This is a genomic window from Halorhabdus tiamatea SARL4B (assembly GCF_000470655.1).
Lineage (GTDB): Archaea > Halobacteriota > Halobacteria > Halobacteriales > Haloarculaceae > Halorhabdus > Halorhabdus tiamatea.
The window spans coordinates 192,715-214,520 of record NC_021913.1; the positions used below are offsets into that span (position 1 = coordinate 192,715).

At 57.8% G+C, this 21,806-nt stretch carries 28 protein-coding genes; 10 read left to right on the forward strand and 18 right to left on the reverse strand.

Annotated features, from left to right (window positions below; genetic code table 11):
* Positions 1–47 precede the first annotated feature (47 nt).
* Both HTIA_RS17370 and HTIA_RS14710 read right to left on the reverse strand, forming a co-directional pair.
* On the reverse strand, positions 48–578 hold the full coding sequence (locus HTIA_RS17370) for a hypothetical protein (protein WP_021029493.1): 531 nt from the start codon (positions 576–578) through the stop codon (positions 48–50).
* A gap of 57 nt (positions 579–635) precedes the next feature.
* A complete protein-coding gene (locus HTIA_RS14710) occupies positions 636–1,415 on the reverse strand; it encodes a hypothetical protein (RefSeq protein ID WP_008524564.1) in 780 nt (259 codons plus the stop codon).
* Between the two features lie 294 nt (positions 1,416–1,709).
* Here HTIA_RS14710 and HTIA_RS14715 point away from each other — a divergent pair, with 294 nt between their 5' ends.
* The 5 genes from HTIA_RS14715 (at position 1,710) to HTIA_RS14735 (ending at position 8,027) form a co-directional block, all read left to right on the forward strand.
* On the forward strand, positions 1,710–2,654 hold the full coding sequence (locus tag HTIA_RS14715) for a hypothetical protein (RefSeq protein ID WP_008526073.1): 945 nt from the start codon (positions 1,710–1,712) through the stop codon (positions 2,652–2,654).
* Positions 2,655–2,656: 2 nt separating this feature from the next.
* Positions 2,657–2,977, forward strand: coding sequence for a hypothetical protein (locus tag HTIA_RS14720; protein ID WP_008524566.1), 321 nt, complete (start codon positions 2,657–2,659; stop codon positions 2,975–2,977).
* 32 nt (positions 2,978–3,009) lie between these two features.
* The gene (locus HTIA_RS14725; RefSeq protein WP_008524567.1) at positions 3,010–3,387 is read left to right on the forward strand and encodes a hypothetical protein; all 378 of its coding nucleotides are present in this window, start codon (positions 3,010–3,012) and stop codon (positions 3,385–3,387) included.
* Positions 3,388–3,659: 272 nt separating this feature from the next.
* Entirely contained in the window at positions 3,660–5,807 is a 2,148-nt protein-coding gene (locus HTIA_RS14730) for a type B DNA-directed DNA polymerase (RefSeq protein ID WP_008524568.1), read from the forward strand.
* An 825-nt stretch (positions 5,808–6,632) separates the two neighbouring features.
* The gene (locus HTIA_RS14735; protein WP_008524569.1) at positions 6,633–8,027 is read left to right on the forward strand and encodes a Cdc6/Cdc18 family protein; all 1,395 of its coding nucleotides are present in this window, start codon (positions 6,633–6,635) and stop codon (positions 8,025–8,027) included.
* Positions 8,028–8,162: 135 nt separating this feature from the next.
* On the opposite strand, the gene HTIA_RS14740 is transcribed toward HTIA_RS14735, so the two are convergent.
* Entirely contained in the window at positions 8,163–8,486 is a 324-nt protein-coding gene (locus tag HTIA_RS14740; protein WP_008524570.1) for a hypothetical protein, read from the reverse strand.
* Positions 8,487–8,623: 137 nt separating this feature from the next.
* Here HTIA_RS14740 and HTIA_RS14745 point away from each other — a divergent pair, with 137 nt between their 5' ends.
* Complete coding sequence (locus HTIA_RS14745) at positions 8,624–9,547, forward strand: helix-turn-helix transcriptional regulator (protein WP_008524571.1); 924 nt, start codon at positions 8,624–8,626, stop codon at positions 9,545–9,547.
* Between the two features lie 37 nt (positions 9,548–9,584).
* Here the strand turns inward: HTIA_RS14745 and HTIA_RS14750 are convergent, their stop codons facing one another.
* From HTIA_RS14750 to HTIA_RS14760, 3 genes are all read right to left on the reverse strand, one after another.
* Positions 9,585–10,019, reverse strand: a complete 435-nt coding sequence (locus HTIA_RS14750) for a PIN domain-containing protein (protein WP_008524572.1) — start codon at positions 10,017–10,019, stop codon at positions 9,585–9,587.
* A complete protein-coding gene (locus HTIA_RS14755; protein ID WP_008524573.1) occupies positions 10,020–10,271 on the reverse strand; it encodes an AbrB/MazE/SpoVT family DNA-binding domain-containing protein in 252 nt (83 codons plus the stop codon).
* 74 nt (positions 10,272–10,345) lie between these two features.
* The gene (locus tag HTIA_RS14760) at positions 10,346–11,167 is read right to left on the reverse strand and encodes a hypothetical protein (protein ID WP_008524575.1); all 822 of its coding nucleotides are present in this window, start codon (positions 11,165–11,167) and stop codon (positions 10,346–10,348) included.
* 228 nt (positions 11,168–11,395) lie between these two features.
* Between HTIA_RS14760 and HTIA_RS14765 the strand changes: the two genes are divergently transcribed.
* Together HTIA_RS14765 and HTIA_RS14770 are read left to right on the forward strand one after the other, a co-directional pair.
* Complete coding sequence (locus tag HTIA_RS14765) at positions 11,396–12,067, forward strand: helix-turn-helix domain-containing protein (RefSeq protein ID WP_008524577.1); 672 nt, start codon at positions 11,396–11,398, stop codon at positions 12,065–12,067.
* Positions 12,064–12,759 carry a nucleotidyltransferase domain-containing protein gene (locus tag HTIA_RS14770; RefSeq protein WP_008524579.1) on the forward strand — a complete coding sequence of 232 codons (696 nt, stop codon included), beginning with the start codon at positions 12,064–12,066 and terminating at the stop codon, positions 12,757–12,759. The genes HTIA_RS14765 and HTIA_RS14770 overlap by 4 nt, the downstream gene beginning before the upstream one ends.
* A 123-nt stretch (positions 12,760–12,882) precedes the next feature.
* Here the strand turns inward: HTIA_RS14770 and HTIA_RS14775 are convergent, their stop codons facing one another.
* The 12 genes from HTIA_RS14775 to HTIA_RS14830 form a co-directional block, all read right to left on the reverse strand.
* Entirely contained in the window at positions 12,883–13,812 is a 930-nt protein-coding gene (locus HTIA_RS14775) for an ArdC-like ssDNA-binding domain-containing protein (protein ID WP_008524581.1), read from the reverse strand.
* 408 nt (positions 13,813–14,220) lie between these two features.
* A complete protein-coding gene (locus tag HTIA_RS14785) occupies positions 14,221–14,568 on the reverse strand; it encodes a hypothetical protein (protein WP_008524586.1) in 348 nt (115 codons plus the stop codon).
* Positions 14,569–14,642: 74 nt separating this feature from the next.
* Positions 14,643–15,644: a DUF6610 family protein gene (locus tag HTIA_RS14790; RefSeq protein WP_008524587.1), complete on the reverse strand. Its 1,002-nt coding sequence runs from the start codon at positions 15,642–15,644 to the stop codon at positions 14,643–14,645.
* A gap of 175 nt (positions 15,645–15,819) precedes the next feature.
* Positions 15,820–16,137 carry a hypothetical protein gene (locus HTIA_RS14795; protein WP_242401926.1) on the reverse strand — a complete coding sequence of 106 codons (318 nt, stop codon included), beginning with the start codon at positions 16,135–16,137 and terminating at the stop codon, positions 15,820–15,822.
* Positions 16,138–16,290: 153 nt separating this feature from the next.
* A complete protein-coding gene (locus HTIA_RS14800; protein WP_044951376.1) occupies positions 16,291–16,821 on the reverse strand; it encodes a hypothetical protein in 531 nt (176 codons plus the stop codon).
* Positions 16,821–16,973 carry a hypothetical protein gene (locus HTIA_RS16925; protein ID WP_008524592.1) on the reverse strand — a complete coding sequence of 51 codons (153 nt, stop codon included), beginning with the start codon at positions 16,971–16,973 and terminating at the stop codon, positions 16,821–16,823. Before HTIA_RS16925 ends, HTIA_RS14800 begins: the two co-directional genes overlap by 1 nt.
* Complete coding sequence (locus HTIA_RS14805; RefSeq protein WP_008524593.1) at positions 16,973–17,659, reverse strand: DUF6166 domain-containing protein; 687 nt, start codon at positions 17,657–17,659, stop codon at positions 16,973–16,975. Before HTIA_RS14805 ends, HTIA_RS16925 begins: the two co-directional genes overlap by 1 nt.
* A gap of 156 nt (positions 17,660–17,815) precedes the next feature.
* The gene (locus HTIA_RS14810) at positions 17,816–18,115 is read right to left on the reverse strand and encodes a hypothetical protein (RefSeq protein ID WP_008524595.1); all 300 of its coding nucleotides are present in this window, start codon (positions 18,113–18,115) and stop codon (positions 17,816–17,818) included.
* Positions 18,116–18,168: 53 nt separating this feature from the next.
* Complete coding sequence (locus tag HTIA_RS14815) at positions 18,169–18,390, reverse strand: hypothetical protein (protein ID WP_008524597.1); 222 nt, start codon at positions 18,388–18,390, stop codon at positions 18,169–18,171.
* Between the two features lie 73 nt (positions 18,391–18,463).
* Positions 18,464–19,135, reverse strand: a complete 672-nt coding sequence (locus HTIA_RS14820; RefSeq protein WP_008524598.1) for an IclR family transcriptional regulator — start codon at positions 19,133–19,135, stop codon at positions 18,464–18,466.
* Positions 19,136–19,174: 39 nt separating this feature from the next.
* Positions 19,175–19,453, reverse strand: coding sequence for a DUF7389 domain-containing protein (locus HTIA_RS14825; RefSeq protein ID WP_008524600.1), 279 nt, complete (start codon positions 19,451–19,453; stop codon positions 19,175–19,177).
* Positions 19,454–19,472: 19 nt separating this feature from the next.
* Positions 19,473–19,877 (reverse strand): DUF6166 domain-containing protein, encoded by a 405-nt coding sequence (locus HTIA_RS14830; RefSeq protein ID WP_008524602.1) that lies wholly within the window; start codon positions 19,875–19,877, stop codon positions 19,473–19,475.
* 276 nt (positions 19,878–20,153) lie between these two features.
* Here HTIA_RS14830 and HTIA_RS14835 point away from each other — a divergent pair, with 276 nt between their 5' ends.
* Together HTIA_RS14835 and HTIA_RS14840 are read left to right on the forward strand one after the other, a co-directional pair.
* Positions 20,154–20,831, forward strand: a complete 678-nt coding sequence (locus HTIA_RS14835) for a helix-turn-helix domain-containing protein (protein ID WP_008524604.1) — start codon at positions 20,154–20,156, stop codon at positions 20,829–20,831.
* A 52-nt stretch (positions 20,832–20,883) separates the two neighbouring features.
* Positions 20,884–21,735, forward strand: coding sequence for an aldo/keto reductase (locus tag HTIA_RS14840; protein ID WP_008524606.1), 852 nt, complete (start codon positions 20,884–20,886; stop codon positions 21,733–21,735).
* Positions 21,736–21,806: the final 71 nt, after the last annotated feature.

Genomic DNA, 21,806 nt, shown 5'->3' on the forward strand with positions numbered 1-21,806 from the left:
AAGGAGAAACAGTTTATTCTTTTCGCAATTCTCATCGACCGGCTGTTTCAGGCGAGAATGTGTCTGAAGAATAGGATTTCAACAAGGCCACCGACATAGATATCCTGGAGAATATCGACCTCTCCCAGTTCCAGCAGGCTACTGGAGACGACAATATGTTCCCATAACTTACCCGTGTGCCAACTAAACTCCAAGCTACACACCTCAGTATGCCTCCAGCAGATTCCTCCCAGCAACAGACGGACGACTTCCATAGTCATCCGCCTATCCAGTGTGATGCGTGCGAGTCTGCTCTCCACTCTAACAAAGGTCACACATTGTCCTTCCTTCTCGTGGATCAGCTCACACTCCCCCTTGTTGGATGTAATGAACACCTTGAGCAGTTCACCTCTGTCTGTGGATTCACTACCGAGAGCACAGCTGAACTCATAGATCATCGGCCAGCCGGCGGTATCAACTGTCCTAGTTGCCACCTCGCACCCCATAATCCAGATCAACCGGTGGTTCCGGTACAGGACGGAGCAGTTGCGATCCTTGCCTGTCCAGAGCATCAAGTAGAGATCGTTGGTCGGTTCCACACAGGTCTTGATATGCAACAGCAGCTAACTGCTTCTCTCGATACGCTACAATAGGCTTCACAGATTCTGGTTTATACGGAATAGGATCTGGACCGCGTGACGGGCTTGCTCCCTGTAGTCCTTCATCTCGTCTTCAGTGATGTTGGTCTCGATGGAGTGGGCTTCTGCGTTGGCGTTCTGGCGGAAAGCGTCCAGTTCGTTGATGAAGTCGCTGTCAAGGCCTCCAGAGCGATGCTGGAAGTCGTCGAGATTTTCCTCAAAGGTGTTGATGAGGTCGCTGAACTTCCTGAACCGCCGGTTTTCAGGAAGATAGTACAGTTCAATCTCCTGCTTCCCGTACTGGTCCCGGAGAAGGTCGATAAGGAGGTTCTCTAAGAGCTTCCGTGTCAGGACGAGCGTAGCGTCGTTAACCCCGATACGGTAGCACTGGTTGATGTCCTCAACCAGATCCGGGTAGAACGTGCCCGGGACGTTGTCGATGTCGAGAAACCGTTCGGAGCGAAACGTAGAGTGTAGCACTCCTGTACCAGGATCCTCGTTCTCGAGGATGTCCAAGGCAGGGTATTTGTTCAGTGTATCTGAGTCGGTGTCGGCCAAGGTGTAGATCCGTTTCATAACGCCCACGGCTTTCTCCTCGTCCTCCTCCGCTACCTCTTTGAGAAACTGAGTGGTGTTTGGCTGCTGGTCGTTGTCTTTGAAGTCCCAGCTTTTGTAAAATCGGTCGATGTTCCGCATAGTGTCTGTTACGCCGAACTCTGTAGCGGCCATCTCCCAGTCATCTGGCTCCAGATCTTTCTGGACGGCAAATCGGGAAAACTGGCCGATGAGAGTTACCATAGGATCCCGAGACATGGACAGGGGTACAGAAGTCAACTACCTGTAACTACCGCACCGTCTGTTGGATGAGATAATAGGGCCTCTATACAACTTCTGCGCGCTATATCCAGCACGACACTGGCACTCATCACCGGAAGAGGAATTCAACAAGACCATTCTGGAAACAGTCTCGGAAACGGTCGAACTGTACCGAAACTCGGCGACTGGTCCGGTCCGGCATACGTCCGAACCGCTTCCCGGAAACATGGAAGCGCCACGCCGCGGCTTATCGGGAACGTGAACATCTAGTCGAATATGCCCAACAACGCGACATCAACGCCGAACCGATTAGCGGTGAATCAGCCGACCCGGGACGCTGACCGCAATCGAACCCTTACTGAACAAGCCGACCCAACCACGGAGAAGATGCTGTTGCCGTCACTTGACGACGGCATCACGGTGCTCGACGTCGAGGGAGGCCGCGACGTCCCAATCTTGCAATCGCTCGTGCTCGACCACCTCCTCCTGCACGACGGCCCCGCCTTCTGGGTGGACGCGAACGGCCACGCGACGACGACCACGCTCGCCCAAATCGCCCCCAGCCAGCGGTTGCTCGACCGGATCCACGTCGCACGGGGTTTCACTGCCTACCAGCACTACGGCACCGTCTGCGACCTCCCGACGGCGGTGAACCAATCAATCTGGAGATCTACCGCAGACACCGGAATCAGCAGTCGACAGTTGACGGCTCGCAACGAGGGCGCATCCTCGCACACCCCATCGCTCATCGTCGCCCCGGCGGTCGACGCGCAGTACCGCACTGACGACACGCTTGGAGACGCCCACGCCGGGACACTCCAAGCGCGAACGCTCACTCGACTGGCGACCTACGCGGATGGGTACGAGGTGCCGGTGCTCGTTACTCGCAGCAAAGCGGACGAGTTCGCGGCGCCGGTCGCGACGGCTGCCGAGCACCACTTAGAGTGCGAGCAAACCCGGATGGGGCCACGGTTCACGGGTGAGGAGTTCGAGACGCTCGTCTATCCCGTCGACGATGGGGCATACTACCAGACGACGTTTACCTACTGGCGTCAGTTACTCGGCGCGCGTGCCGAACAGGTCGGGCTGGAACCGGCCTCGCCCTCCACCCCGACCACGGCCACCGATGGCGTCGGAACGGGCGTGACGGCTGATGGCACGATTGCGTCACTCACTGCGAACCCACTACTCGATGCCTGGACGAGTGCTGGAGGGCGATAGCAATGGGGCGCACCAATCCGACGTATCGGGATGCGCTGCGGGCTATCGAGGAGCGATGGACGGATTTCCGGCGGGCGCTCCGCCGTCGCGACCAACCGCGCTTCGACCAGCTGTTCGAGTACGCTCGCGAGCACGCCGACGCGAGTGGCCTGTTGAACCACCAAAACCCGCTGTTTCCGGCGCTGATCAGCATCGATCTCGAACAGGAAGCCCGACTCGATGAACACGAAGACCGCCTCGCTGAACTCGAAAACGCACTCAACGAGGCGGATGATCGACAACAACACTCCCAGGCAGGTACAACGGAGGACAGATTGCACTGATGGTTTTTAGTATGGGGTACTAGACCGTTCATATGGCAACGGATCGCTTCCAGAGGGTCAACAACTTGGAATCAGGTGATCGAATTCGAATCCACCTTACCGGGGACGGTCCGGTTGAGGCTGGCGGTGTGACGTTTCAGAATCCGTGGGAGACCTCCGTCGGAAGCGTACACGAAGAGAGAAAGGACCCCCGGAAGGGAGATGAGGTCCGACATATCGAATTTCATCGGACAGTGCGTCTCGATGCACCTGACGAGATCGTGCCGCCTGATCGCGTCGTGTTGAAAACCGCACATCGGATGGAACAGGAGAACACACTTCGGCTGACATTCAAACAGCTGATCGAAGATAGTCCCGGTCACTATACTCTCCATGCCCTGGGACTCGAGGATCTCGATGTTCTCGAGTGAATTTGTATCGAATACAACGCCTCAGTACCGTAATTAGTAGACTTAACCAACATCCCGTAGCAAGCGTGGGGTTTTTGTTGGTTAAGATGGGCGGAGAAGGGGGATCAGCGCCCCGGAAGTGTTTGCGGAAAATGGATGGAAAGCCCCAAATTCGCGTTCCAAGCCCTTCGCAGCCGTGTCACACTGGTTCCCTGAACTCCGGAAGCGACACACTGTCGATTATCGGGTGAGCGTACGTTGGCGTGCCTATGCTGGAGGACGACGGATAGAAAATGCCATTCACATTCGATTTCCTTGATGACGGCCGTGTCCTCGAATGGGAGACGACGGCTGACGGCGCCGTCGCGACCGAACGCGAAGACTACTCACCGCGCTTCTACGTCGCATCCCGCGCACCAGATGCCGATATCGACCTCACGAGACTCCGGAGCGTGTACGAACGGCACCCGGACGTCGTCGCGACCAAAATCGTCGCCCGGCGGCCAGGCTTCCGTCGCGACGACGAGGACACCCTCGCCGTCGACGTCGTCCACATCGACCGTGTCATCCCACTCGCCCGGCAGGCGCGCCAGCTGTCGGACTATCCAGTCGGGGATCTCGCCTGTTTCAATGTCGACTTCTCGCGAGAGTTCCGGTACTGTCTGGAGACCGGCGTCGACCCGACGCCGGCGAGCGAGCTGTCGACGCTCCACCTCAGTATCCCGGTGACCGAGACGAACAGTGAAACCAACGCCGAGCTTGGCGTGAACGGCAAGACCGTCACGGGATCTCCAGTGGATCTCCTCGCGGCGGTCCAAGACGCGATCGACACCCTTGACCCGGATGTCCTCGTATGCTCGACGAGCGAGATCATCTCGACGCTCTACGCGATGGCTCGCACCGCCGGCGTCGACGGCTTCACGCTGAGTCGGTGGCCCGACGTCGACTACCAGCAGCTCGCCGGTCAATCGACGTTTTCGAGTTACGGCCGAGTAGGACATTCGCCCGCCCGCTACAACGTGCCGGGCCGGGCGATCATCGACGAATCGAACACGTTCTTCTACGGGGAGACGAACCTCGACGGTATTTTCGACCTCGTCTCGCGGTCGAAAAAGCCAGCCCAAGAACTCGCCTGGGCGTCGATTGGGAACGTCCTCACCGCAATTCAGATTTGCGAGGCGCACGACCGCGGTGTTCTCGTGCCGTGGAACTCCTGGCGACACGAGTTCTACAAGCCAATGGGAACCCTCCACGATGCCGACCGTGGTGGGTTCATCTTCGCGCCCGAAGTCGGACTCCATGAGGATGTCCACGAACTCGACTTTTCGAGTCTCTATCCGAATATCATCTGCATGTGGAACGTCTCTCCGGACGTCATTCGGTGTGACTGTCACAGTGATCGCGAGGACGTTCCCAGCCTCGGCTACTCCATTTGCGACGAGCAGGGTTACCTCGTCGACGTCCTCCAACCGATCATCGACGCTCGCGACGATATCAAGGCAGATATTCATCGCGAACAGCAGCGCGATAATCTCGACCAGGACCGTCTCGACGAACTCGAGGGGCGGTCGGCCGCGCTAAAGTGGATTCTCGTCGCGTGCTTTGGATATCAGGGATTCAGTAACGCGAAATTCGGGCGAATCGAGTGCCATGAAGCAATCAACGCGTTCGCTCGGGAGATCCTGCTCACCGCGAAACAGCGGTTGGAGGCGGGCGGTTGGCGTGTCGTTCACGGGATCGTCGACTCGATCTGGGTGACGCCCGACCCGGACGTCAGCGACGACGAACGAGAATCACTGGAGACGTTGGCCTCCGAGATCACGGACACCGTCGAGATCCGTCTCGAATATGAAGCCGAGTACGAGTGGGTGGCGTTCGTGCCACAGCGCGAAAGCGACGCCGGCGCACTGACGAAGTATTTCGGGAAGGTTACGGGCAAGGATGAGTTCAAGATACGCGGCATCGAAGCCCGGCAACGATCCACGCCGGAGTTCATTGAAGATGTCCAGCGCGACTGTCTCGAGATCCTCGGTCAAACGCAATCTCCAGACGCGGTTATCAGTCGCTTGGAACGGGCGATTTCGGAGCTTCACGCTGGCGATGTCGATTCCGACCGACTCGTCGAACGGAACCGTGTTTCCAAGCCTGTCGAGGCGTACACGCAGTACACCCAGAACGTGGCGGCACTCGAGCGTGCTCGCGACCAGGACCTCGCTGTCCATCCCGGACAAGATGTCGAGTACGTGGTCGTCGACGACGAGAAAGCATCACGAGAGCGTGTCGCCCTTGCTCACGAAGAGACGGACCAGTATGATCCATCGTACTACGAGACGCAGCTGGTACGAGCTGTCGAGAGTATTATTTCACCTCTGGGATGGGATCGGTCGGATATTCGACGAAGGTTGGCAAAGACACGAACGACTAAGATTACCTCCTTCTGACCCTTCGCTTACAACAAGATATGAGTAGGACCACACACCCCCCTCGTTCGGAATGAGATTATACCCACCATACTACCTGATTAGAGGCCGTGGTTCCACCCAATGAGAAGGTTGTAGTAATGGATTCGTTGGGTATACGCGCTCGACGCATGGTCTACTGCTTCAATTCGAAGGATAGAATAGCTGTACTTCCATTGTTAGGCGTATTCACGAATACTTCTAACTAGTGGCGTATTCTACTTGGAGAGCTTTTAGGGCAACTAGGTAATAAAGCTAGGGTTGTGACTAGACAAGTGATCCGCGAAAGTCTACGCCATCTTGTGATTTGGGGAATTATCTTGTCCTAGTTAGGGTACGCCTAGTAGATTGTTGGAAGATCTCGTCCATACGGCCAGTTTCACGGTATCTCATTCCGAATCAGGGGGGTGTGTCCCTCTAGCTCCAATCCGGATCTATCCTAATTGGGCTGGCATCAATATCGCCTATTAGTTCGGTGGACAACTCATTCCGAATCAGGGGGGTCTCTGTAGCGTCCTCGATTCTTGGCTGATGGACCTACCTCATTCCGAACGAGGGGGGTTGATCTGGACTTGCTGATTATTCGAGCTACTGGCAATCCACTCGTTCTACGATGTAGCTCATTCCGAACCAGGGGAGTAAAGTCTCCACAGAACACGGATTTGAAGATAGCTCACTCTGAATTGGGTCTCCTCCTGTATGACGGCGTCACCTATCGATTTTCCGCTGTTTAGCACCGATATCCAATGAATCTCATTCCGAATCAGGGGGGTAACGACTAAGTAGGTTCCTTCCCAGGATGAATCTATGACAGACAACGAGGAATCAGACGGAGGAGGTGACTCGTCTATCACGGACCAACAGCTGGATGGTTTCGATACAAACAGGGAGGACAGTTCGGCTTCTGAAATTTCGTCGGCTACGAAAGAAATCCAGCGATCAGAACCGAACGACCCGGCAAATGACCCACTGTTCGTTCGGGAGGGCGATGAAGACGGCTCCTCAACTCCAATCTGGGCGGATCGCGATCTACTTTCAATTGGAACCGTTCCTGGGCCGGACCGCATCGTCGGTCGAGACACCGAAATCAAGTCGGTTGCTGGAGAAATCCGTCACCTCGTCCACGAATCCCAACCTAACCACGTCGTTATTTACGGCGAAACCGGAACTGGCAAATCACTTGTCAGCCGGCACGTCTCCGACCGTCTCGTTGATACTGCCACTGCCCGTAACGTCCCTGCTGCAAGCATCTACGTCGAGTGCAAGAAGAATAATACCGAAACGCGAGTCGCCCGAACAATCGCTCGTGCCCTAAGCGACAAATCCGGTTCTGGCATAGAAATCCCTCGCGTCGGTTTAGGGTCCGCCGAATACTACGATTACGCCTACGACATCATCGACGAGTACTACGATGGACTTATTGTCATCCTTGATGAGATCGACATGGTTGATGACGCTGAGGGACTCCTCCATGAACTCTCGCGAGCCCGAGAAGCCGGCCATACTGATGCCTATATCGGAATCATCGCTATCAGCAACGACATCGACTTCGGACAGAAACTCAATGCACGCGTTCAGAGCTCGATGCGGACGACGGACTTCGTCTTTGAACCATACCAGAGCGACCAAATCGAGCAGATCCTCGAGTATCGACGAGATGCATTCCAAGACGGTGTCGTACAAGACGGCGTCATAACCGAGACTGCTGACCGGTCGGCGGATGAACATGGTGATGCGAGGAAGGCAGTCGACGTTCTGCGGATTGCTGGTGACATCGCTGACGACAACGATGCAGAGGTCGTTAGTGCGGACCACGTCGATAAAGCCGTCAAGCGTGCAGAGATCAATCGAGTCAAGGAGACGATTGAAAGTACCTCACCGCAATCCAAACTCGTCCTCTACACTCTCGGTCGCTTGACTGGCTCGAACAACCGCCGTTTCCGTACCTCTGGTATCTACAGCCAATACGAGACGACCTGCGGTGACGTCGGCGCTGATCCCCTCTCGTATGATCGAGTGAGTCAGATTCTCAGCACGCTCGCGCTAATGGGAATCTCTGAGTCTCACCAGATTGGTGGCGGACACAAGCAGGGTGTTTATCTGGAACACCAGCTTATCAAGGACAAAGATGTAGTGATGAAGGCAGTTGTAGAGAGCGATGAACGGCTTTCAGAACTTCACAACGGAACCTACGAGATTTAATCAAGCATCATGAGGGTTCGTTCTACCTAGAACCCTTCTACTGAAGCTCATTCCGAATCAGGGGTGTCAAATATTCTGAGAAGTGAACAAGCTCACTTCGAATCAGGGGGGTTGTTCTCGAGAGAACCAGATTAGCTAATCGTCTGGACTGACCGGTCCTTTGTACTGCGAGCACACCTTCTCGCCTTCCCGCCACTGCCAGTAGTAATAGCGGTTGTCGTTGATTTCCTTTATCGTGATCGTCGCTTTGGCAGGGACGTCGTCCGGGAGGTCGTCTGGTCGCTCCTCCACTTCTTCCTGGTCATCCGACTCCTCGAGGCGGTCCTCACGTGCCTTGTACTCGGCTAACGCTTCAGCGTACGTAGCAACGTCTCGGAGTCGTTCCGGGGTCGACTCGTTGAGCGTGTTGACGATCTCCGTCGGGAAGTTCGCCGGTGGGGTCGGGGGCTCGTAGGACATCGGCTGCTCTCGCGTTAACCAACACAACCCGCTAATCCATAGTTTTGTTGGTTAAGACGATGGGGCGGCTACCGTGCATGCTGACTGAAACACTACGCGAAACTTCTTTATATAGTAGTTTCGAACTATGTTACACCGTGCTCCGGCGCATCGAACTTGATGTCCTCGCCACGGTCGACCGCGGCGACACAATCTCCGAGCTCGCGACGAAGCTCGACCACAGCGAGAGCTACATCTCTCGTGCCGTCGCCGACCTCGTCGAGAGGGGGCTCGTCTACACGGAACGCGATGGCCGGCGAAAACGAGTCGTCCCGTCGGATGCTCGCGCCGTCGAACTCTATCGGGACCTCATCCGCCAACACTCCCACATCGACTTCCCCGAGCTGCTGACCGGCAAGGCACTCGAGGTACTGTACTACCTCGACCAGCCGCGAACCGTCTCCGAGATTGCCGACCGGAGCGATAACTACCGCAACACGGTCAACCGCGTCCTCAAGCGGTTTCGTGACCGTGGGCTCGTCGGGACGGCCGACGGCCGCTATGACTTCAACGCCGACTTCGACCGCCTCCACGAGTTTGCCCGTGAACTCGCACACCATCTGCATCGTCAGCGCCTCGAAGCCGACGCCCCGAAGGGCACGATTCTCTGGGAGGACTACGACGAATTCCTCGCCCAGACCGAGACGGAGATCGACGCGGAGGGGTTTCACGAAACCGGCCTCGCTCGATTCGCGGCCTTCGACCTCCAGTTCCTGCTCACCGGCCACCGCTACTACGTCTACTCCGAGGATCTCGATGCCGTCTCGCCGGCGGAGCTGTGCTGTCACACACTGTTGATCGACGACGGCAGCCGCCACCGCTCGTACTGTCTCCTCCTACTCAGCCACGTCGACGTCGACGAGGAGGATCTCCGAGAGCAGGGGGCGACGTATGGCCTCGAAGCCGAAATCGACGCCTTGCTGCGATACCTCGAGACGCACGGCGAGGTCGACGACGACCGGCTTCCGGAGTGGGACGAGTTCCAGGAGCTGGCGGCTGACTACGAGGTACGATTATCCTGAGACCGAACATCGTCAGCAGCCGTGCCGTCTGCCAGCGTCAGTTCGGATCGTAGGGATTCGTTGCTGTATCGAGTCGATAGACATCCTCGACAGCGTCAAAATCGTCGTCAAACGCATACAGGTAGCCGAGCCCCTCGGTTTGCATATATGCGACAATGCAGGCGTCGACGAAGGAGAGGGGTTCGTGTTGGCGAAAGAGGGCCTTTCCTGTCGCGAGGGCGTCGGTGGTGAGTGAGTCGATGTGGAAGCGGGCGTTTTCTTCGATGCGATCGAGGAGGTCGACGGCTGCGTCGTGGCCGGCGTGGGTCGTGAGGCCGTTGAGCGTTTCCGCGAGCACGTAGTCGAGGACGACTGCTTCCGGGAGCGTTCCGTCGTCGATGCCGTGGAGCACCGGGAGCGCGGCATCGTGGGATCCATCTCGCCGGTATGCGGCGACAAAAAGGACTGTCGTATCGATCAGTGCACGGGGCATTTACTCGACGTCGACGCCCCAGGCGTCGTGATCGCTCGTGACATCGGTCGGCTCCTCACCAGCGTAGCCGTCGAAGTCGGCGAACGTGCCGGTTTGCTGTTGGATGACGTGGACCCGAATGCTCCCATCGTCTTCGAGATGCCAACGGAGCTGATCACCATCGTCGATATTGAGTTCACGCCGAATCCGGGCGGGGATGTTTGCCTGGTTTCCAGACACCTTGCTTTCGGCGTCGATTCTGTCGCTGCTCATACCTCACGGTAGGTGACCGGCCGTGAAAAGTCTAGTGTGCCGCCACACTACCACGCGCTCCAGAAGATATCGTTCTAGTTCGAGGGTGCTGGAAGGCGCCCATCCGGACGTGGAACACGACCCTGTTTTATCTCGTGATCGACGCGACGCAGATGCTTACAGCCGCCTTCGGGTGAGCGCTGCTGCCAGTCAGGGCAGGTACACGACTTGTCGATGACGTCGACTTCGTACCGGTTTCCGGACGCGGACTGAACTTCGTAGCGGCCACCTTTCGAGAGGAGCGAAACGTCCATCGCTTCGGCGACAGCACGCTTCGTTCGGGGCTCGAGATCGTCCTGTGACTTTGGGTTCTCGTCGACGACCAGTCGGTCGCGAACGTCGCCCGTTCGGCCACCGTCGGGAGCGACGGCTTCCGCAGGGCCACTAAGCCGCTCGTGGAGCACTTCCTCCACCGGATGGCCTTCCGGCCAGAGGTAATGGACCTCGCGGCGCTCGCGATGGTCATAGGAGCCGCACGCGGCTGCGCTCCCAGTCCAGACACGCCACGCCCCGAGTGCTGCCATCACGTCGACGATGACTCGCGGAACAGCCTCGTGCTTGTCGGGGTAGAACATCCGAAAGCGAGTACATTCCGCCTGCGGCGGAACCGTCTCCCACCACTCGACGTCGTCGTCCCAGCTCTCGTACATCGCCTTATCCTCCCCGTATCCAACGGTCAGGCCGTCGATCTGCGGTATCTCCACCGATGTCTCGTCAGCCTCGTCTTCGAGCAGCCGAAGGACGGCGTACCGGAGATACTCGTGATTCGGATTGTCTGAAGATTGGGCGACCTGCTCGTGGTGCTCTGCGACTCGCTCTGCCTCGTCGAGAACGGTCGTTAGATATTGGTCGGTCATGGGTCGGTGGAGACGGAAGTGCGCCCCCGCCCCTCGGCGGGCGCTGAAAAACTTAACCAACAAATACCGATCAATCGTATCCTCTGTTGGTTAACCCCTCTCTGCTCGAATGCTGCGCCGGATCGGACTACTGGAGCTAAGAATAGTATATCTGTATAGCGATAACGTCATAGGAAATACGGGGGACAAGACTAATACCGTTAGATGCGATACCGATAACTAACGATGATGGAGTACGTCGACGAGACCGCGGCGAAGATCATGGTCGCGGCCCGGCCGGGCGACTCGATCCGTCAAATCGCCCAGAAGATCGACGGCTCCTACTCGTGGGTGTACGACTGGATCGAGCGGTTAGAGGACGCAGGCTTCATCCGGCGTGATGACGGCGTCTACATCGAGAATTACGCTGTCAGGGATCGCTACTACGATCTCGTCGCGGCCATTTCTCGCGCTGTTCCCCCTTCGATCGACGACGGCTACGTCATTCCACACTTCGCCGGGATGCCCTTTGCGTACACGAAAATCGACGGCGTCTACGTCTGGACCCACGGCGGCTATCAGATCGCTCGCGGCCACGACGATTATCCGATCTTTATCCAGGTCGCTGACCAGGACGTCGAACGGTGGACAGCGTTCTTTGATGAGTTCGGGATTCCGAGCCGGATCGAAGAGCGGCCGGACGCGACCGACTCCGACGCGGCCGTCTCGTACGTGTTGTTCCCGACGAGTGGGGACATCACTCGTGAGTGGGTCGACGGCAATCCGGTCATTCCGTTGGATGAGGCAATCGAGCACATGTTGGAGTACCGAGTGAACTACGAGCCGGCGTTGGAGATGATCGCCGACGAGTACGACCGCGATATCGACGCGTCCCACGAGGATCCGCGTCTCAATGCATGAGCCTCGGTGAACGCGAAGACGAACTACTGGATACGCTGGAGGCAGTCATCGACGCTGACCTGCCGTACGTGCTCGTCGGTGGGTGGGCGATCGCGGCGTTCAATCAACGCTTCACCACGGACGTCGACGTCGTCATTCCGGCCCAAGCGGTCGACGACTACACGGACCTTCTCACCGACCGCGGCTACGAGAAAACGGCCGAAGTCGAGCGAAACGAACTCTACGAGGGCCGGACTATCCGGTTTACCAAAGATATCGGGAATCCGGTTCGGTTCGACGCGATGGTGGACGCGCTGGGCTGTCGCCAGACGGAAGCTGAGTGGTCGTATCGCTATCTGGCCCAGCACTCTGTCACCGAGGAACTACGAACCGGGCGCCCGGTAACAGCCAGGATTCCGGAACGGGAGTTGCTGTTCGCGGTGAAACTCCACAGTGGCCGCAAGGCAGACTCTCGGGATCTAGTGGTGCTGGCTGCTGGCGCGGATTTCGACCGGATCGCGACTCATCTGCATCGCGGGGAGTCCGAGAAGCTCGCTGGTCGCATCGAGACTGTCCTCAACCGCCTCACGTCGGAGGATTTCGCAGATGCATTCAAAGGAGTCTTCGAACAGCAAACGGTTCCCGAACAGGATATCGATGCCGTCGTTGAGTTCCTTCGTGACCAGCAGCGCCGAATCGATTCTGAACGATAACATCGACTGTCGATGGGTATGTCTCGGGACCGATCGAAACACGCAGGGTCGGACGCCGAACGAATTAACCAACAGAGTGGGATAGTACCCTCCGGCGTTGGTTAACAGCCGGGGAGGGGGTGTTCAGCCCTCTACAACTGTGTCGATGATCTCCTGAGCGGTCGAACTGATCCGGCCGAGACGCTCCTGAATGCTCTCCGCATCGTCGTCCTGCCACGCGGCAAGATAGAACGCTGACCCGCTCGTATCCAGGTCGAAATACCGCCCGACGATGTACGCAACGGCTTCCGCTTCGACCTCGCGTTTTGCGCGCTCGGGCTCGTCGTCGCCCTCGAAATGGAGCAGCGCGTGGGCATACTCGTGAATCAGCGTCACCGCGAGATCGGCCTGATTTGAGCGGGCTTTCGCTTCGACGACGGGCTGGCCCTCGTGGAGAGTCCGGTGTTTGCAGACGCCTTTCGCGTCGCCATGCTCCCACTCGGCAGCGTCGACGACACGGACGTCGATATCGAGAGTAGTTGCCGCATCGAGGAGTGCTGGCACCAGGTCGTCGGCGTCACCTGTGGCCTCGGTTTCCAGCTCGGGGAGCGGTTCGCCCTCGGTTTGAGACACATCGAAGACTGCCGTTGGTTTGAATCCAACCAGTCCTTTCGACCACTCCTCGGGCGATGTCTCGTCGTAGTCACAGTCGCTTTGCTCGTGGTAACTCGGTGAATTCTCGCACTCTGGGCACTGCTTCGTAATAATGGGTGCCCAGATCCAGATCGCCTGTTCACCTTCTTGGACGTGCCGGTCGAACTCATTTCGCCAGGTATTGTAGCCCGCAACGCGGGTCGCCTCGGGACACTGGAGCTTGATCAGGAGTGTGTTGCGATGTGAGTAGTCATGGAACCGGGACTGAACGTCGAGCCACTCCTGGAATTGCTGGCTGGCTTTCGCCTCGTCGACATCAACGACGAGCTCGTCGATCCAGTCTTCGATGGTGCTGTGCATCTCGTTGTTCCGTGTGTCGGTTTCCTCGAACGAGACCGACGTCTCACTGGCAGTCAACATGGATTGCATCACGTCGAGTACGACGGCGCTGCGTCAGGTCAGGACGCGCCGCACCCCTCGGGGGCGCACAATAAACGACGGCGCGACTGCGGGGTTTATGTCGGGGTTGCTATCGGAGGCTGGGATTAACAACCAGTGCGACACAATCACCGGGAGAATGGGTCTCGTCGAAACGCTTCGCGGGGTCGTTGGTACTCGCACGTCCACGACATCTACCCTGTATGAGTGCCGGCACTGCGGAACGACCCTTTCCGAGGACGCCGAAACGTGTCCGACCTGTGGTGAAGAAGAGGTTGCCTGCTACCAGTTCTAAGTGAATGTTATTCTATCTGAACAGGTTGCGGTCAGACTCGTTTCTGTTCGAGATAGTCCCCGGTCAAACACCCCGCAGTGTGAATGGGGAATCGGTTATCGAAGCGCTGTCTTCTCGTCAGCGAAGCCGACCGTGACGAGATACTCGAGGAACGCGTCGAACTGGTCGACATCGCTCGGCGTGTCCGCCGCGAGGTGTCGTGCCCACTCGATGGCCCACTGGAACGCAGGATCGGTTCCGCCCTTGCCATGTATATACCACCAGCGGGCGGCCTTCAGGACGACGAGCGGATTCGCCGGCGGTTGCTCGCTCGCGAGTCCACGAGTGATCGACCGGATCTCCTCGGGTACCTCAGCGGGATCGACCTCGCCTGATTGGGTGTTCGATACGTCGACTGGAATGTCGTCGATCGAGACGTCGTTCGGACGCTGTTGTTGACTCACGGAAAATCACCTTCTCGGAGGACTTTCTGGATCGAGCCCTCGCCCCTCCGGGGCGCGAAAAACCACTCGTGGCGTCACGCCGGCGGAATGTACACACTCTGGTCGCCGGCGATCTCCTCGAGGTTGTTCCGATGGCGATGTGAGAAGTAGCACTCGTAGCTGCAGTAGCCACAGAGCACGCCGGTATCATACTCAGCGATGAAGGGACCGCGCCGAGTCGTCCAGACGTTCGCTTCGCATTCGGTACACGCAGCACTATCGAGGTCGGTTGGTGACGGGCCCTCGTACTCGATTTCGGGGATGTCGCTGTGTGGTGTCGAGTCGGGCCAGACGCCGTGAGACTGCCAGAAGGCCTTGATGCGGGCGAGACTGTGTCGGACTGTCTTCCGAACTGTGACGTGGGAGGCGTCACGACCACTGTCGTCCCAGCCGTCAGCCGTCCAGAACTCCCCGAACTGCGCGCCGCGATGCAGCCCGTTCCAATCGAGGCCGACGATGTCGGCCGGTGGGTCGTCCGTGAGTGTCGGACGGGTCAACTGCTGGATGACGTCCCACTGTTTCGGTGGGCTGCCCCCCAAGATGTGAACACGGCGGCCACGCCAGTCGGTCGGCTCGGAGAACTCGTGCGCCAACCGGTCGGCGTACCCCCGCGAGTAGCCGAGCACGAGGTCGTTCGGGACCGTGTCGATCACTTCGCGGCATTTTGGAACGATGACGAGTTCGGCATCGGGGTAACTCGCCTGAATTTCGCGGGCAGCGGCTACGTACTCGTTGACGTCGTCTCCCTCGTACACATCTCCGATCACGCCAACCTTGGGTTCGTATTCGAAAAATCGGGCGATGTACCGATCCAGATCGGGATTCCGAAAGTCGTTATCCAACATCCCGACGGGGATGTTCAGGTCCTGATACTGGGTCTGCTGGTACCCACAGTCTTCTCGGAACCCGGGCAAGAATCCGAGCTGATGCGCATCCAGAGCGAACGGCGCTCGATGAAGGAACGCCACGACGTCGGCTTGTCTGGCAGCGGCGATGTCGCGTTCAGTGCTGCTGCTGGAGTTGATTTCGAGCGACATGAATTACGACCGTGCGAGGGCGAATTCGGTCGCCCTGCACCCCTCTCCCGGGCGCAAAAACAACACACGCTAACCAACACTCTCTCTTGGATCTGGGACTTGTTGGTTAATTAGCGGCCGCTGGTAGGCACGAAGACCCTCTCAAAAATACAGCTGGATGGCCTATTGTCGGCGACTACTCTCGTTCTTCGAGGACGATCCGCCTTGCTTCAGCGACAAGTCCGTGGGCATCGGACATTGCTTCCGCATCAAGAGCGACGGCGGCTCCAATCCCGTCTTCGAGAACGAAATTCATCTCGATAACGTTCTCGAAGCACTGAACCAGGCACGTGAGCTGTCCGTGGTCTTCTGAGAAGGTGTTTTCGTAGATTGGTGCCGTTAACGACTCCATTCGGGACTCGTCAATTGCAGATTCGAGCTCATCTGTCGTATATTGCTCAGCGACGTCATCCCTGAGATGGACGATTTCGTACGTGTCTTCCTCGTATTTCACGATACTCCGGAGATTCCCGTCAGTTCGTTGCTCGAAGAAGTTCTCGAGCCGGGTGGCCATCCTTGTCGCCATATTACCAACTCGTATCTCTTTCAACATAGGTGTAGGGCAAAGAAATAACATCGCCGCATCGATTATTGTCCCTTCTGTCCTTCAATCTCTCCGCCTACGGCGCACCTGTTCAGGATTCGGTACCCACGGATGAGCGTCCCAGCAGTGCAGGGCGTGCTCTTGTGCCGTGTCGAACAACGCCTCGCACGACCCACATTCGTAGGTGGTCTCGGGCCAGCGTTCTGTGACGAACATCGCCGTCACCGTCGACCTAACTGGATCTGGTGCGGCCGACCGCTGAACGTAATCATAGCCGATCACAGTCCGTCGACGAAGTGCCGACTGCGCCAGCCGTTCGGGCCGGTCTGCTGGGAGGTACACCCACCGAACGAACGCGTCCTCTGAGTCCTTCGCTGAGGGTTGAAGGATGAACCACCGGTCATAATCGTCGCGGAAGAGATACCGTTCTGTTCCCCGATTTTGGAGATAGAGCGGATCGCCGTACCCGGCAATCACCCGCAGACCGATGGACGGGAAAATTGGGGTGAGGAGTCGCTCTTCCAGCGTGAGCGAGCGGGACTCACCGGCTGAATTCTCGGTCTCGAAGTCGTCAAGCGTCGCTTCGCCAGTCATCATTCGCCGGGATTTGTCTCGTCTGTGTCTTTCCCAGCTGTTCGCTCGTGCCGGTCGTTGTATCGCTCGAGTTCTCGGCCGATGCACTCCAGCGCCGTGACGGCGCGTTCGATGAGCTGATACGTTGCTCGCGAAAGTCGGAATGTCTCCATCAGTTGTCCTCCTCTGGCTCGACGAGGTCGTTACTCTCAGCGACGAGTGCCTGAACGGCAGAGACAGGGTCGTTTTCAACCGGAAGTGTTCGATGGCCAAGCGGGGCGGGATACGCCCGGTCGCCCTGCGCGCAAAGTATGATCAGCCACTCCTCGCTCCCTTCGGCGAGGACGACGTAGTGGTCGATATCCCGGCGTTGAAAGACTGTTCGATCTGTCCGGCTCACCGCACTCCAATTCGCCGGCAGTGACGATGGCGGCATCCCACCATCTGGCGTGAGTGCTCGGTACTCTTCGAATTCAGCGAGTGCCGCCTCGATATCCTCCCCGGTGAGATGCCAGCAGTCGGCCGGGCCATCACACACTAACTGACTGACCACTGCGTCGCGGAACTGGATGTAGTGTTGCTGGGCGACGGTTTCGTTGTCGGTGTAATCGAGGAGTAGCGCACAGGCGAGCTGCGCCGGGCCGCTCCCAACGTAGCCCCAGTCGAATCCCACCGGGCTATGCCGCACGAGACTGAGACTTCGATCAGGGGAGAGGCGTTCGTGTGCGGTGAGGTTCAGGACCACTGGCGTTCCGTCGACGCGCATCCCGACGTACTCGACGCGGTCTGTACTCGCCTGACATCGCTCATCCGTATCCTGTACGACTGCTCGTGGGTCGGTAGTCGAATTCGTCTCCATCGGTTGCATGCGGGCGTTCGGATCCCCCGCGCCCCTGCTGGGGGTCGAAAAACCACCACCGGCTGTTAGGCCCTCAGCGTCGCTTCAAAGTTAGAACTCAGACTATTATAGTTCAAACTATAACATTTCTACACATAACTAATCAATAGGGACTGTTTATTCTTCGAAGAGACAGCGAGCGGCTGCATCGTCGCCAGCGAGGGTCTGCTGATCCTCGTCCGTATCAGCGAAGAGTGTTGATTGATCTCCTTCGGTTGATTGCTCAACTGCGGGTCGATCGTCGACGCCGAACTCACTGGCCTCGGGCCGATCAAGACGTGAATCCCGGTCGCGATGATCCACGTCAGCACCGAAGTCCTCGAGTGAGGTCTCGACGCTCGTTTCAGTTACTTCGAGTTGGCCATCGTCGCCGAATGCGGTCTGTCGTTGAATTTCGATCTCGGGTTGATCGCTCATCTCATTCGAGCCTCCACCCACCGAGGCTCCGACAGACATCCCCGAGTGCTGCGTCAATCGTCTTCTGCGCGAATTTCGCTGGCCCGATCTTTGAGCCGGCGAAGAATCGGGATCCGTTGCTGATTCGCATTCTCGTAGGCGACGCAGGCTCGCAGCGTCTCCATGTCATGAATCGTCGCGATACCAGCATTGATGAGTCGGGTATTTGGCGGTTCGAGACGCTGTTTCGGTGTGAGACCGTCTGATTCGACGGATAGATCTGACGAATCGCTCATTTTTGTTCGCCTCCGCTCTCTCAAGGCGGCAACAAACAGCGGCCAGGCCCCTCCCAGTCGAAGAAATCCCTTGTCAGAACTCCACGTCAGTTTGGCGGTAGTTCGCGTCAGTGTCGACGCTGTCGTACATATGGCCGAGCATGTCGAGCGCTGACTGGAAGTGCGCGTAGTGCTCGTTTGCGAACGCCACAGTTTCTTCGAGTGGGATGACAGGCCGTCCGTCGACCCTCTCGGCCTCGATCTGTGGCCGCGGCTTGAGTACCACCTGTATCGAACCATCGAGGTCGGCAGCAGGCAGGCGTTCTTCCGCAGTCGGGATTTCGAACCGATCGAAGAACGCCGTCCAGGCATCGAGGTCAGACTCGTGGACGGCGATGAACAGCGGATAGTCCTCTGGGTCGCGAGCGACCTGGTAGCCACCGCGAGTCCAGACGTAGACCGCATCGATGCCAGTGTATGCATACTCCATCCCCGCGAACTGCGGGAGGACATAGGCTTCTGAGATCGACGGTGGCGAGATGTCCGCTGACGCTGTCAGGAACTCGAGACCGGCGTCTCGGAGCGTCTGATCGATGAGATGAAGCCCATCGTCGTACGCGACGTATCCCGCCTCCTCGAGGCTATTCACGACGCGACGGATCGTCTCCCGGTTCTCGTCGATCTTCCGCGCGACGCCTGAGATAGAATCGCCCGGATCAAGCGCGAGGATAACCTTGAGTTCCTTCTCACCGCACACTTCGTACATCCTGCGGCTACACAATTCTGTGCAATAGTCAAAAAAGTACTATTCGTGTGGGTCGGCTGGCTGGATCTGGCGAGTGTCCTCAGCGAGGTCGTGGATATACTCGCGGAGGGTTTCCATATCCTCGCGGGCGTCTTCGAGCGTCTTACCCTTCACTTTGGCCGTGATCTTGTCTTGATCGCGGGTGCCAGTACCGCGAGTGAGTTTGACGGTGAGTGAGACGCCGACATCGCTTCGCTCGACGTACTCGGTTGGCACCTGACGCTCACGGTTCTGTTGCGATTCTGAGTCCGCACGAGGCTGCTGAGTGTGTTCTGACATTGATTGCGCTCTGTGATCGTTAGTTGACGGACGGTGCGACTGGATCGTCGACTATCTCACGAAGGGTTGCATCTATCTCGTGTCCGGTGAGTCGCCAGCAGCCGTCAGGTCCTGTACACTCTAGCTGGCTCACCACTTCGGTCTTGAACGCCTTGTACTCCCCCAGTGCCACCTCCTCATTGTCAGTGTAATCGAGCAGAAGGGCGAGTGCGAGTTGGGCCGGCCCGCTGCCGCCATATCCCCATTCAAAGCCCGAAGGACTGTGATTCGCCAGCTCGAGACTCCGCTCTGGGGTGAGCTTTTCTTGATCCGATTGCTTCTCGACGATGGCGCGGCCTCGACGACGGTAACCGACGTAGATGACGTCGGGATCAGCCGAGGTCCGTGACTGTACGAGCGAACGTGGGTCGCTGATTCCACTCATTGTTTGGTTCGCGGGAGGCTCGTTTGATCACCCCCGCACCCCTCTCAGGGGCGATAAACACTACCAGTCCAGAATCGTCCTTGAGATACAACGGATCAGCTACCCACCAGAACTGCCGAAGACTATTCATCCATCAGCCGTACTCAACGCGCCAAGGGTCGGATCACCTGGTTTGCTCTACGGGAAATGGGGTTGCCCAGACCATCTCCTGCTGGAAGAGTCGCTGTAAACACGGGAGTCCCGAACGTTAACTACCGGGGAAGCACACGTCTATGTATGACAATTACGACTGAGTTTTCCCTCAGTTCACCGTCTCTCCCGCTGGTCAGTATCACTGAGAGACTCCCACCGGACCAAATTGAGTGCGTCCACGGACTCTGTTTCGAGCAGGACGCCCGGATGTTTATCGTCAAAATTGATTCCGAGATTAACGTCTCAGAAGCCGACTTGGAAGCGCTGGACGAAGTCCAAGAGGCGACAACGATCGGCTACGCGGGCGAGCAAACCGTCCACAACCTTACGATAGACCTCGCCGACGCGATCTCGGAAGTATTCAGTGGGGGCAGTTCCGTAGCGGCCAAACTCGAGCCGACCGTCGTCACACCGGACGGATGGTACGAGAGGAAAGTGTACAAGGACCGTGATGCGTTCATGGAGTCCCGGACCCGCTGTGAGAACTACGGGATTTCGCTCGACCTTATTTCGATGACCTCCACTTCCGCTGCATCGGACGATGCTATCCCGTTTGGGTTGACTGAACGGCAATACGAGGCGCTGACACTCGCTCTCTCTCGTGGCTACTACGAGAGCCCACGCCAGACCTCGACTGAGGAGCTCGCTACGGAACTCGGCATCTCACAACCCTCGCTCTCGAGACTCCTCAGGCGGGGTGAGCGTCAGCTACTCTCTTCGGCACTCCAAACACAGGAGCACTTAAACACGGTTTCCAATTAGCACCGTCGCTATCTGGCCGTAGTCCCTCTGATTTTGTAGACAGAGACCTACTATGAAGACAGTTGAACTCAACAACGGTGTAGAGATGCCGATTCTCGGATTCGGCACGTATCAAATCGAGGACCTCGACGAGTGCGAACGAAGTGTTTCGGAAGCCCTCGAAACAGGGTATCGACTCATCGATACTGCGGCGTCGTATGAGAACGAGGAGGCGGTCGGGCGGGCAATCGAGAAGAGCGACGTGCCGCGAGACGAGGTGTTCGTTACGTCAAAACTCTGGGTGCAGGACACCGGCTACGAGGCTACGTTGGACGCGTTCGAGCGATCGTTGGACCGACTGGGCCTCGACTACCTCGACCTGTTTCTGATTCATCAGCCCTACGGCGACGTCCACTGTTCGTGGCAGGCTATGGAAGACCTCTACGAGGACGGCAAGATCAGGGCCATTGGAGTCAGCAACTTCCACCCCGACCGGGTGATGGACCTCATGGTCCACAACGATGTCGTCCCAGCCGTCAATCAGATCGAGACGCATCCCTTCTACCAGCGAACCGAGGATGCAGCATTCCTCGAGGAACACGGCATCCAACACGAGTCGTGGGGGCCGTTCGCCGAAGGCCAGAACAACATCTTCGAGCACGACGTGCTGACCACGATTGGGGACCGCCACGGTAAATCCGCTGCACAGGTGACACTGCGATGGCTCATTCAGCGCGACATCGTCGCTATTCCGAAGTCGGTCCACGCCGACCGGATCGCCGAGAACTTCGAGGTCTTCGACTTCGAACTCACCAAGGAGGAAATGGAGACGATCGCCGAACTAAACGAGGGCGAAAGCCAGTTCTTCGACCACCGAGACCCGGAGATGGTGAAGTGGTTGGGGGAGGCTGAACGGGACACGTGAGCTGATCTGAGCGCTCTCTCTACGTGACCTAACCGTCTCTCAGACGCGATCTCCGGTATCCCCTTCGCCAC